10 protein-coding genes are annotated in these 13,564 nt (G+C 30.7%); 3 read left to right on the forward strand and 7 right to left on the reverse strand.

What is annotated here, in order from left to right; all coding sequences use genetic code 11:
• Positions 1–119 precede the first annotated feature (119 nt).
• From OCU47_RS17065 to OCU47_RS17080, 4 genes are all read right to left on the reverse strand, one after another.
• Positions 120–1,940, reverse strand: a complete 1,821-nt coding sequence (locus tag OCU47_RS17065; RefSeq protein WP_261829799.1) for an Ig-like domain-containing protein — start codon at positions 1,938–1,940, stop codon at positions 120–122.
• Between the two features lie 254 nt (positions 1,941–2,194).
• Entirely contained in the window at positions 2,195–4,300 is a 2,106-nt protein-coding gene (locus OCU47_RS17070; RefSeq protein ID WP_261829800.1) for an SPFH domain-containing protein, read from the reverse strand.
• A gap of 211 nt (positions 4,301–4,511) precedes the next feature.
• On the reverse strand, positions 4,512–5,351 hold the full coding sequence (locus OCU47_RS17075; RefSeq protein ID WP_261829801.1) for a DUF2785 domain-containing protein: 840 nt from the start codon (positions 5,349–5,351) through the stop codon (positions 4,512–4,514).
• A gap of 73 nt (positions 5,352–5,424) precedes the next feature.
• Entirely contained in the window at positions 5,425–6,288 is an 864-nt protein-coding gene (locus OCU47_RS17080; RefSeq protein WP_261829802.1) for a helix-turn-helix domain-containing protein, read from the reverse strand.
• A 207-nt stretch (positions 6,289–6,495) separates the two neighbouring features.
• On the opposite strand from OCU47_RS17080, the gene OCU47_RS17085 reads away from it, so the two are divergent.
• A complete protein-coding gene (locus OCU47_RS17085; RefSeq protein ID WP_261829803.1) occupies positions 6,496–7,227 on the forward strand; it encodes an HAD-IA family hydrolase in 732 nt (243 codons plus the stop codon).
• 92 nt (positions 7,228–7,319) lie between these two features.
• A complete protein-coding gene (locus tag OCU47_RS17090; protein WP_261829804.1) occupies positions 7,320–8,057 on the forward strand; it encodes a GNAT family N-acetyltransferase in 738 nt (245 codons plus the stop codon).
• 86 nt (positions 8,058–8,143) lie between these two features.
• Here the strand turns inward: OCU47_RS17090 and OCU47_RS17095 are convergent, their stop codons facing one another.
• On the reverse strand, positions 8,144–9,856 hold the full coding sequence (locus OCU47_RS17095; protein ID WP_261829805.1) for a methyl-accepting chemotaxis protein: 1,713 nt from the start codon (positions 9,854–9,856) through the stop codon (positions 8,144–8,146).
• Between the two features lie 385 nt (positions 9,857–10,241).
• Between OCU47_RS17095 and OCU47_RS17100 the strand changes: the two genes are divergently transcribed.
• Entirely contained in the window at positions 10,242–11,777 is a 1,536-nt protein-coding gene (locus OCU47_RS17100; RefSeq protein WP_261829806.1) for a PucR family transcriptional regulator, read from the forward strand.
• 61 nt (positions 11,778–11,838) lie between these two features.
• Here the strand turns inward: OCU47_RS17100 and OCU47_RS17105 are convergent, their stop codons facing one another.
• Together OCU47_RS17105 and OCU47_RS17110 are read right to left on the reverse strand one after the other, a co-directional pair.
• On the reverse strand, positions 11,839–12,825 hold the full coding sequence (locus OCU47_RS17105) for an ABC transporter permease (RefSeq protein ID WP_261829807.1): 987 nt from the start codon (positions 12,823–12,825) through the stop codon (positions 11,839–11,841).
• Positions 12,822–13,562 carry an ABC transporter permease gene (locus OCU47_RS17110; RefSeq protein WP_261829808.1) on the reverse strand — a complete coding sequence of 247 codons (741 nt, stop codon included), beginning with the start codon at positions 13,560–13,562 and terminating at the stop codon, positions 12,822–12,824. Before OCU47_RS17110 ends, OCU47_RS17105 begins: the two co-directional genes overlap by 4 nt.
• Between the last annotated feature and the right edge of the window lie 2 nt (positions 13,563–13,564).

The raw sequence follows: 13,564 nt of genomic DNA on the forward strand, positions 1-13,564 counted from the left end.
ATACTTCTAATTTATTGGCACAATCTTATAAATAAAAAGCTAGAAGTTCATTATTGTTGATAGAACTTCTAGCTTAAACAGCTTGCTATATATAAATTATCTCTTCTAAAATTTTTTAATTAGTATGTTGATTCTATTCTATGATCCCATGAAAAACCTTCTATTGTTGCATCAAAATACTTATAGCGCTTCTCACCTTTTGTATACTTTCCATTTTCATACTCATTTCGTGAATTCCAAGTAGTATCTAATATTACCCATCTTCCATCTACATAAGCTGCATTCCATGCATGATTACTTTGTCCATTTTTAAGAGTACTCCAATCTGTATGATTGTTATTTCCCCAGCCAATAACTATTTTGCATGGTATACCAATTGATCTTGTTAAGGCAGCAGTTAATTCTGCATATCCTTGACAAACAGAGCGCTTTGCATTAAGAGTTCCTATGGCATCTCTGTATCCTGTTTTTCCACTAAGCATATCATAATCATAATATATATTATCAGCTACCCAATTATTTATTGCTAAAAGCTTATCATAATTGTTGGTCTTTCCTTTAGTAATTTGAAGTGCCAAATCCTTAATCTTGTTTCTATCTGCTTGTGAGTTTACGTTCACTACAGTATCTTTAGCTTCTACTTTATAAGCTTTGAACTTGTCCACATCATACTGATATACTTTAGACACTGGGAATGATATTCCACTAGAACTTTTATTAAATTGAATTCCATAATAGAAATCATGATAAGTTCCATATTGAACATCGCCCTCAAAAACATTTATATTATAACTTCCAGCATTAAAATTATATTGAAAGTCAAAAGAAAACATTCCATTGGCATCTGCTTGTGACATTACATTTTTTAGTGTACTTCCTGTTTTTACATCTGTTACATCAGCTAATAAATACTTAGAACCATTGATAAGCTTACCTGTTACTCTTAATGTATTAGAATTTACTGCTTTAACTTCTATGTATTGATTCTTAAAATTAGATGGTTTATATTGAGCGGTTATATCATTTACAGTTACTTTACATGAAGCCGCCTTTGATTGAGAAACTGTTTTTGCAGTTATTACAGCGCTTCCAACTCCTGTTGCTGTGACAACACCATTGCTATCTACTGTAGCGATCTTAGGATTACTTGTACTCCAAGTTACATTCTTATTTGTAGCGTTACTTGGGGCTACTGTAGCAGCTAATGCTTCCTTATATCCTTTCGCTAAAGTTGTAGAAGTTTTATTAAGACCTACACTTGTAACTGGAACTGTTACAACCTTAACTGTGCATGTAGCTGTTTTTGCTTTATCAACTGTCCTAGCAGTTATAACAGCTGTACCATCATTTATTCCAGTTACTACACCATTTTTATCTACTGTAGCAACTTTAGAATTGTTAGAACTCCAAGTTACACTCTTATTTCCTGCATTACTAGGAAGTATCGAAACCTGTAATGTTTCTTTTCCATTCTTCGCTATTGTTGTAGAAGTTTTATTAAGTTTTACTCCAGACACAGAAGGAAGAACTTGTACAGAACAAGTATCAAAAATCCTCCAATTATCAGCTGACTCTGCCCAAATAGTCGCATTTCCTACTGCTAATGCAGTAATTGTTCCCGTAGAATCAACTTTAACTACTTTGGGATTACTAGAGCTCCACTCCAACCTCTTATTTGTTGCATTACTTGGTGATATAGTTGCTTTTAAAGTTTCCTTATATGCTATAGGAGCTGATAAAGACCACTTATTTATTGATAGTGATTTTACAGCAACAGTTGAACTTGCTGAAACTTTTATAGATGATGTGGAAACTTGTTTAATGCTAGTTGTTGGAACACTACTTGATGTAGTAGTACTAGCAAGTACTTGTACATTTTGTAATAAGAATACTAAAACGAATGCTAATACAAAATTCTTTGATTTTAAAAATCTTTTCATACATTACCCCCCATTCTATATTGCTATCTAATAGATAGCCTGTGTAACATTCCTACTGCCTTAAGTTTAATATAGCAGCTACGGTTCCTAAATAAATTTAATTAAATCACCATGGAGATTGACTCCACTTGAGCCAAGTTATGCTTAATTTCATTATACCAAGAGTAGAGGCCCTATGGAACAAAAATAAATAAAAAATAAGCTTGAAAATTCCTATAATCATCTAGAATTTTCAAGCTTATAAACTATATTAATTATTTGTTTTCAGTAACACTATCTTTTACTTCAAGCTCTTCCTTAGGCTTTACATTATTATCGTGTTTCTCTTCATTCATTTTTCTATAAATATCTTCCTTCATCTTCTTTGCAAAGTCACCTTCCTCAGCAGTAGATTTAAAATCAACTCCTAATTTTTCAGATAATAAAACTGCAAGAAGACTTTCTACAGCATTTACATTGCCACTACCTTCAGCGCCCCCCATAGTAACTACATTATTAGGTACTATATTGATTTGACCAGCCTTAATAGCTTCTGTAAACTTAGTCATTACATCTTGGATTACTTGATATTGAGGTCCACCGTAAGCATTAACTTGTTCTTGAGTTGCAATCGCTTGAGCGATACCAAGTCTAGCCTTCATTTCAGCTTCTGCTTCTGCAAGTCTCTTAACCTTATAAGCCTCTGCATCTGCAAGAGTCTTTTGTCTTTCTGCATCTTGTATAGCTTTTTGAAGTTCAGCCTTACCAACATTATCTTGAATCTTAATATTGATTTCTGATTTAGTAAGGTCTGCTTGTTGCTCTGACTTAGCTTGGAATTCTTTTAATTCCTTCTCTTTCTCACTAGCCTTCATTTGACTGCCATAAGTTTCAATCTTTTCTTTAGCTAATTGTCTATCACTTAATTGCTTTAAGATTTCTTCTATCTTCTTATCTCCATTTGGTGAAGGTGTTCCTATTAATACTTCTTCAAGCTCTAAGTTATAGTTTTGGAACTTTGACTTCATTTCCTCTGTAGCTTGTTTTTGAATTTCAGAACGGTTTTGAATAAGCTCGATCAAAGTCATCTTCTGTCCAACATTTTTGAAATATGATGAAACCATTGGATCAAGAGTTTGATCAACTAGTCTCTTTATATCTCCAAATCTTTGTATAACAAGTGGAGCCTTTTTATAATCAATATGAACAACAACTGAAAGTGGTAATGTTGGTTCAAAAGCATCTCTAGTTATTAAAGTTACTTCTTTTAAATTTTCATCAAACTTATGTCCGCCAACCTCAGATTGAACCCATTTTAATATAAAGTTTGTAGTAGGAACTTGAGTTAAAATTCCAGCTGAAAGATTGTATGAATACTTACCTGGCTTTAATGGATTTGCCCAAATACCTTTGCAGCCTTCTTCAACAAGTTCTCCATGAGTATATGAACTTCCACTTACATCAATTCCTTGTTTACCAACAAAAGAGTTTACAACTCCAGCAAAACCAACTGGAATTATTGTTTTTGGAATAATGTCTATGCTTGCGAATAGACGATTTATAAAGTAAGTACCATCACTAATTACTTGATACTGCTTTCCTCTATATCCACCAGCTTTTAAGAACGCCTCTGGATTTTGGAAGTTATTATGATAGGTTTCTGGTTGTGAAGGATCTTGTCCAACTACTGGAGCAATAATTTCTCCATTAGCTAAAGATGGACCATCCTGTATTGTTATAATTGCCATTGGATCTTTAATTGGTTCCCCAGCAGCATTTCTTGTACCTTCTTTAATAACAACTGGTCTGAATCCATTTTGAGCTCTTAAGTCATCAGACATTCTTTTTATTTGTTCTACTTCTCTGTTGTTTCCTATGTTTATATAATAGTCAGTAGCTTCTGTCAAAATAATAAATGCACTTAAGTTGAAAGCGTAAGTTCCTTCTCTTAGTATTGATCTTTGAGGTCCTTTTTGTCCTCCATTAGCTAAAAATGATCTAGTATCTTGGAAGTTAGAACATTCCACTACTCTACCTAAAGTTTGAGTTTCACTTAAAGGTTGTCCATCTCTAGCGAATACATACCCTATTTGTCCTTGAGGTATAGTTACTAAAGGACATTTTGCCACCTTATAAACTAAACAAGACTTAAAGTGTATACCTGTTCTTAAAACATCTGGTTGAAAACCTGCCTCTCCATTAAGAGCTATAAATTTCCCATCTTTTAAGTTTCCACTTGGAGACCACCACTTCTCTACAACCCCCACTTCATTTGTTCCAATTATTCTAAGTCCCAATACCTTAAATATTAGTAAGTATAAAGCGATCAAGCCCACTACACCTAACACTACAGGCAAAATAAATTGTTGAACATTACCCATATAAAATCATCCCTTTCAAATATAATATTTACATCATACTCTCCTTATTTCAAAAAATAAAGAGCTTTTTATTTCATTTATATTCATTAATATAAAACTTATGCAGTAATCATTACCATTTTATCAGTTTAACATTATCATCCTTTGAATTTATTATGTTTATCAAATAGAACGCAAATAATTTCATACTATGATTTTATAATTGTATAAATTAATATCTGTTGAATGTTTTTGAATTAAGTATATTCTTTATTTCTTCAACAATAGACTTATATTCCTCTTGCTCTAATAATCTAAAGTATAAACTCCTTAAAAAATCTTTTATGTTCACCTTAGAATGAAAACCTTGCATATAATTGTATTCTGCATTTTTAATTGTAAAACCATTCAACCATTCTTTTATTTCAGACTCACTAAGAAGTTTTCTTTTAAATGAATTCTCAATTGCATTGACCATTCTTTCGCTTTCTTCATCAATATACACATAGTAGCCTGTACACGCCTTAATTTTTATTGAATTTAATATATCCAATAAATCTTCTTTATTAAAACAATCACACTGTGCCAATTCATCTAAAGCATCTGAAGTGTGCGCAGCAGAATGAGCCCATCCTTTCACTTCTACATACCCTCTAATATCTTGTTCCTTAAGCATATATTCTACAAGTTTATCCTTAACATCATGCAGTTCTTCTTCTGATAAGAAAGCCTCCTGATTATGCTTGTATATAATAAGTGCTACTATTAAAACTGAGAAAGTTCTTGTAAAAACAGAATCCTCACCATTATCCCCTAACTTGTAAAAAACATGTGCTTTATCTAAACTAATGCTTAGCAATTCCTTAAGTTGTTCTTGAACAAGTTTATTCTCTATAATCCAATTAAATAAAATTCCATATATAAGTTCATCTCGAAGTTCTGGATCTGTTGAACCTATATTCTCCATCATTTCTAACGCTAATTTGAAATAACTTTCTTCCCCATCTAGTATATAATTATTGTTTTTAATCTTGGTTAATTTCTCTTTTAACTCTTTTTCTTTACTTGTCATTATATTTCCCCCGCCTTTTAAGTTTTTATAATAAGACATCTGAAAACAATTAAGTTTATATGCTAGTCTATTTTCAGATGCCTAATTTTCTTATAAAATTATAAGCTCCCTCATCTTCCCCTTGAGATATCTTCATATTACCAAAGGATGTATCATCAACAGAAAAGTTCAAAAGCTTTTTTATATCATTAGAATGTAATTCCCTATCTAACTTTATCTTGCTAAATAAAATCTTTTGCACACAAGGCTTGCTATTAGCATCTGAAGGTAACATAAGCATAGCTAACCCACCAACATACTTATTCTTATTTACATTAGGTTTTATCATATTAATATAAGAGATTCCATCATCTATACTTTCTAAATTGAAAAATATTAGTTTATCTGAAATTGTATATTTACCTGTAAAATATTTAATTACCTCATCATTTGAAAGAATATTAAATCTCACATCATCGTTAGAAAACTCAACAGTTCCCTCATGAATTGCACCTTCTATAGCTATGTTTGTTACTAGGAAATATACATAATATTTATCTTCAAATATATTAAACTCTATTTCTTCTTCATTCTCTAATTTCTCAATATCTACAGCAGTTAATGGCTCTGATATAAACTTATTTAAACTTATACCATATACTTTGCAGATATAAATCAAGGTTTCTATAGATGGAAAAGCTTCTCCCGACTTATATTTTGAAAGCAAATCCTCTGAAAGTCCAATTTTCTTTGCCAGTCTTTTTTGAGTTGCTTCTAGTTGAATAAGCTTTTTTAAATTATATATAAATGTTTTTGAAACCTGCTCGTATATATTATTTTTCGCAGCCTTTACTATGTTAATATCATCAAGTGTAGCCTCTGGATTGCTCTTAATAAAATCCAGCTTACTTTTCACTTTTTCATCTATTTCCCTCAATTCACATAAATCCTTTTTCAATTTCATCACCACATCTTATTCTATATTGATTATCAAGTTACTTGAAAAGTATTCAACTTAATATTCTACTCTTTTCAAGTAGATTTGATAGTTATACATACTTATTGAGGTATGTTACTTAATATATTACCATAAAGATGCATTTTGAAAAATATAGAAATGAATTTTATTAACATTACTTCTAAAATAAGCTATGGGGGATTTCTAATGAAAACATCAATTAATAAAAACAACATTAAAGCTATTTTATTTGACTCAGGCAGAGTATTAAATGTTTCAAGTACGGGACATTGGTTTATAACGCCTAACTTTTTCACTTATGTAGATAAGCAAATATTTAATAACATATCAAAATCTAGAATAGACCTTGCTTTTACTAAAGCTGGTGACTACATCAATTCTCAAAAGCTAATTGTAGATGAAACTGAAGAATATACACACTTTTTTAAGTATTATAGTATATTTACAGAGTGCCTTCCTGAACTGAAGCTAACTGAAGAAGACATAACTAACATTACAAAGGATTATGTATATAATCCTAATAAATATTGCTTTTTTGAAGATGCCATAAATGTTATTCCTAAACTAAGTAAAACATATAAACTAGCTGTAATATCAGACGCTTGGCCTTCTCTTGAAAATATATTTAGGGCAGCTGGTTTAAGGGGTTATTTCCCATCCTTTGTCATCTCTTCAAAGCTTGGAATCACAAAACCCAATGAATTAATGTACAAAACAGCACTAGAGGAACTTAATATACTTCCTTGCGAAGCAATATTCATAGATGACAACAAAAGAAATTGTGATGGAGCTGAAAAACTTGGTATTACCTCATTTTTACTATGTAGAGACAAGCAATCTTATATCTACAATAAAATCATAGATAAAAATCAAAATATCATTAGAAACCTAGAGGAACTTGAAAAAACATTACTTTAATTCTTCTATGATAAAAATAAGGACATGTTTTAAATTAGTGTTGAAAATGGATGTTAATTTATATTTTTGATTAAAAGAAGGGGGATAAGTTTATGATTGATAAAAAAATTATGATTGGCAGTGTACTCAATCAACTTGCCATTGATTATAATTGCTCGCCTGATGATTTTGTTAAAGACGGCTTAATTTTCACAGAAGCAAAGAAAAATGAAGGAAGGCGACCTTTCCCATGGGTAACACCACGATTGGAGATGATTACAATGGGAAATGGGGTAGTAATCAATGCATCTACTGATATTTTGCCATTGATTTATCAGCAACTTGAAGGTAAGACGAGATACGAAACATTGAATATGCCATTTGTTTATGGGGTCAACCCTTATTTTCTTCCGAATTTAGACCATCTCTCTCTTTTAAATAGAAGTAACGAGTTTGAATATGAAATTATTGAAAAAGATGATATACAAAAGCTTTATGCGCTGAAGGACTTTAATTATGCTTTGCAATATGATATTAATAGCCAACATCCCGAAATGGTAGCAGTTATAGCCAAACATAAAGATACAGTTGTTGGGATAGCAACTGCAAGTGCTGACTGCAAAACTATGTGGCAGATAAGTGTTGATGTATTATTATCATATAGGGGGAATAGGCTTGCGACCACTCTGGTAAATGCCTTAACACTTGAAGTACTTAAGCGTGGATATATTCCATATTACAGCACGGATTGTAGCAATGTTATTTCTCAACGAGTAGCAGTTCAAGCAGGTTATCTTCCAGCATGGTCACATTGCTTCAGAACAAGGTTGGATCTGTTATTAAATCATTAACATTAGTCATTTTTCTCTATATAAAGATGCAAGGATAGTAGATAATTTATCTTAAAATTATCCGCTATCCTTACTATAATCCTATATTAAACTTTAAATTTTTCAACTATCTCATTAAGATTCTCAGCAAGCTCCGCTTGATTTTGAGCCGTTACTGCTACCTGTGCTATAGCCTCAGTAGTTTCACTAACACTTTCCTTTATTATTTCAGCTTGTTCACTGGATTTCTGAACAGCTTCTGCCATACTCTGCATTGCTTCACTTACTTGTCCAACTGTAGCAGTCACTTCTTCTGACATCGTGGCAATTTCTTCTGAAATCTTACTTACAAAGTCGGAGTCTTTATAATATTGATTTCCTGTCTCCTCATATGAATTAAATTGCTCATGCACATCCTTATTTATAAAACCTAATATATCACTTCCTGTATCAACACTATTCTTAAATGCTTCTTGTACTATTATAATTGTTTGCTTAATACTACCTACTGCTTGTGCTGACTCTTCCGCAAGCTTTCTAACTTCCTCTGCCACAACTGCAAAGCCTTTACCTAAATCTCCTGCCCTTGCAGCCTCTATTGCTGCATTTAATGCAAGCAAGTTAGTCTGTTCAGATATATCTGCTATAGTATCTGCCATAACTCTAATGTCATCTACTACTTTCCCGTCCTCAATAACTTTTAACATCCTTTGTTGCTTTTCAGAATATATCGCTCTAGTATCTTCTATTGCCTTTTGACTGTTATTTTTTACTTCTATTGCTCTTTCTTTTGCATCACTTGCATTATTACTTCCATCAATAGCTCGCTGAGAAAGTATGTTAATACTTGAATCTACTTCTTGGATAGACGCATTTATTTCCTCAGTTCCTGCACTTGAATCATGCATATTATTATTAATGTTAATTACCGCTTCGTCTATACTTGAAGTCTTTGATGCTAATTCTTCAACTGTTGCAGAAAGTTCTTCACTATAAGCCCCTATATCTTGAGATTTTTCTTGAATAACTTTAACTAAAGTACTAACATTTTCTTGAGCTCTATTTAATTGAACACCAGTTTGTCCAAATTCATCTTTCCTTGTAATATTAATTGGAATTGAAAAATCATATGCAGCTAATCTGTTTGCATAATCTCTTATTTTTTCTAGTGGTTTACTCACATCACTAGTCATAAATATTCCTAGAATAACTGCCATTACAAATCCTAATAAAGTAATTATACATATAGTTATGTTTGACATTTTATATATTGAATTAATATCATTATTTGCAACCTTAGCATCATTTAAATTTGTCTGTATTAATTTATCCAGACTACTAATCATTGCAACTCTAACTTGTGGTACTTCAGAATATTTTTCAGCTGCTTTCCCATAATCATTTTCATTTATAGATTTAATAATATCATCTCTTAAACTTCTATATTGTTTTAAATAGCTTAAAAATGAATCATAAATTTTCTTTTCATCATCACTTACTGAAAATTTCTCATATTCTCTCATGTATTTTTCATCCTGAGTTTGATTGTCTGTAATAGTCTTTTCTAATTCACTTTTTTGAGAACTATCTCTTTTAAAAACTAACGATACTAAACAAGCTCTTATCTCAGTAAGGTTTTTTTCCATATCTGTCAATATGTATACCGTACGTAGGTTTTGAGAATACATTAATTGTGCACTCTTATCCACATTTTTAAGTGATACTATACCAACTCCACCTACAATCCCTATAAATACAGCAACAATCAAAAACGACACCAACAACTTAATCTTTACTTTTACATTTCTTATAAAATTCATTTATATCCCCCTTGTATCCTTAATTATATAATCTTATATTTATATTTTTAATTAATATAACTAAATCTTTGTTCTATGCTTCATTTATTAAATCTGGTATCTTTCCATAAAATCCCTCAAATCATTAATAATCTATATCTGTTAGTATATGTTATAATAACTTACGTATTATTAATTGAAATTATTATTTTACTTACGATTCAAATTTAAAACATAGTTTTTTACATAGATAAGCTTATTAATTTTTTTAAAAATCGACATATTATGTATTTATTCGCCTAATATATTATAAGGTTTCATTATTTCTTTGACATTGGGCAGAATTCAAAATATAGTCATTATAAAAAGTGCAAAGCGCACATATCTGATTGAAAGGAGAATATAAATGTTAACACTAAAAAAGTTATTAATGCGGCTTAATAAAGATAATTTATATATTCAAACTAATAATAAAAAAAACACCTCATATAATATGGTTAATCCAATTTTCAAATCTATTCCACTAGAAGATAATACCCTATATATTGGCTTTGTTTCTGATATTAAAAATATCCAATTAGAAAATCCTAATATAGGTCTTATTTTAATACCAGATATTCCTTTCAAAAAAGATATAAATATAAAATGTGAATTTGTTATATGGGACAAGTTCATTCCATTTGATGTACTTTTTAATACTATACAAATGCAGTTTCGTAAAGTAATCGATTTAGCTTCTAATTTACCATCAATTCTTTCCGCATTAACTAAAGGAAACAGTTTAAAGGCGTTAGTGAAGGTAGGAAGTGAAATCCTTGGAAATCCCCTTATTATAACTAATACTTCATATAAAGTTTTAGCAATGTCGGATGTTGATATAGACGAACCTACTTGGGCATTTGCTCGAATTCATGGATATTGTAGTCAAAAATCTATTAACCAATTTAGAAATGAAGGTATCACTAAAATGACACTTACGAGCAATAAGGCTATTCTGCTAAAAAGCGGCATAGCTAAAAATATTCATAGAATTGTAACGAAAATAAAAATTGAAGATAAAATTGTAGGCTACATGGCTGTTTATGAAATTAATAATAAATTTGAGCAAAGCAACTTAGATATAGTAAATGTTCTGGCTGATATCATTTCTATCGAAATGAGTAACAACATTTATGAAGAAGGTCTGACTCATAAGGCTTATGAAAATATAATAATAGACTTGCTTAATAATGAAGTGCCAACAACCAGCATTCTGCAAAATAGGTTGGCAACTGCTAATTGGACATTGAAAGAATTTTTATGCCTTATAAAGATTCCTTTATCTGAATCGGATGATACGATTTGGTTTTTTGATTACTTATACGCCACCTTAATAAGGAAGACAAGCATGTGCAAGTTTGCAAAATACTACAACTCCCTAATAATAGTTGTAAATTATAGTTGTGAAGATGAGTACAAAAATGAAATATTGAATATTACAGATGTCTTGGAAAAAAACAACTTAAAATGTGGAGTTAGCAGAACTTTCTCTGTATTAGACGATTTAAGAATTTACTATCATCAAGCCTCTAAAGCATATGAAATTGGAAAGCTTGTTGATAAAGAAGATTCAAATATATATTATTACGAGGATATAGTTCTTTTTCACTTCTTTTCAAAATCTCAAAAAAGAGAAGATCTTCAGATATTCTGCCACCCTGGCTACTATAAATTATTAGAGTATGATCGGTTAAATGGTACTGAATATTGTAACACCCTCTATGAATATCTTCTTTGTGGCAATAGTATTTCAACTGCCGCTGAAAAGCTGTTTATCCATAGAAATACTATGTCTTACAGAATTAATAAAATTAGTGAAATTACCGGCTTAGATTTAACCAATGGAAAACATATTTTCAAATTATACATGGCAATTAAGATAAACGAATGGTTAAAATTATAAGTTTTAAATTAGAAACACCAAGCTATATCAGAAATATCTCCATCTGACATAGCTTGGCACATTAATAAATACCCTTTTTCATTTTTCTATTAGTAATAACACTTCCCAAAAGCCAGAACACTACTATCCACCCAAGTAGATAAATAAGTTGTCCTTTAAATTCTAATATCCCTTTGCCATTTTCAACTCCTTTTATCATCGTCATATATGCTTTCTGTGGCAATATACTGCAAATGCTATCAAGAATCTTATTATTGTCAGTGAATGAATAGAAACATCCTGCTAGTATAGACGTTATGGTGTAAATTCCACTAGCTACTAAAGATATATCTCTATCAAGTGCTGATGCAAAAAATAAAGCAAGCGCTGTTGAAAGAGCAGAAAGAATAGCTATCAATATTCCTATCATCCCTAAGCTAAACCCAATTTCCACTTCAAAACATATTTTTGTAACAACAACAGCTAAATACGTAGGTACATATAAACAAATAAATGTAAATATCTCTTGAGCCAAAATATATTGTTTTTCACTCACTGGGGATATCAATACCCTCTTCAAAGTTTTCATAGTTCTATCCTCAGGATATAGTGTGATTAGTGCAACACCTTGCATCAAGACAATCATTAAAATAAAACCTAAAATTTTTGTTCCTGTACCAGTATTGGTTTGTCCTTCTTTACTATCATGTGAAGCTTTTTTATGCTTTAAAAAATTCTCAACAGCTTGTTTATCTGCCTTGCTTTTTATAGAAGTTATCTCATAATCTCCATTACCTTTTTCTTCTGCAATGGCATCATATTTTCCTAAAAGGAGATTTGAAGTTGATGGTTTTTTGTTGAGTACGTCTACCTCAACTATATCACTTTGTGGTACTTTATATTCATGCGTTGAAACTATCGCAATATGTTGCTTCATCATTATCCTTCCAGAAAAGAATACAGCAATTCCAATTAGAATTGGTATCACCACTAATGCCACGATGATGACTGCTTTTTTTGCTAAAATCCTCTGAAAATTATTTTTAAATATATTTATTACATTCATCATACATACTCCTCCGGTTTAAAAGCAATTTGGCATACTACAATGCAAGCAATAGATCCTAAAAGCATTATAGCAATAGTAGGTAAATACAAGCTAAAATCATTATCATAAATGATTTTAAATGCACATTCTGTAACCCATTTTATTGGTGATAAACATGATATTTTTGCAATAACTTTTCCAAGACTGTCAACAGAGAAAAATAAACCTCCAAAGAAAATAAAGAAATACAATAGAAGCTGCATTACAGAATTGGCACTTTCCTCACTTCTCAATATGCAACAGAACATAATGCCTAAACAGCATCCAAATAGAGTTAACACATTAATTAAAAGAATTATATAAAATATATTTCCTCCTCCAAAGTTAATATTCAAAACATATTGACCCAAAAGCATTATAATGCTATATGATACTGTGCCCAAAATATAAGTAGCAATCAATTTAGATAAATATATCTGTGTTTTTGATATTGGAGCATATATAATACGTGTATTACCTCTTTTAACTTTCTCCTCCATAAAGGTATTTGTAGCTGTGGCAGCCACAAATAGAGCTGTAAATATCATCATTGTAACTCCATAATAATCATAAGAACTTATACTTCCTTCATATCCTCCTTTTGTTATAAATCCCATAACTGCAATCATCATCAAAGGAAAAATTGTATTGAAGATTACCAACATTGGATTCCTTAGAATATTCATAAAATCAAATTTAATTATTCTTATAAATCTCATAT

Origin of the sequence: Clostridium sp. TW13 (genome assembly GCF_024345225.1) — a bacterium.
GTDB lineage: Bacteria > Bacillota > Clostridia > Clostridiales > Clostridiaceae > Inconstantimicrobium > Inconstantimicrobium mannanitabidum.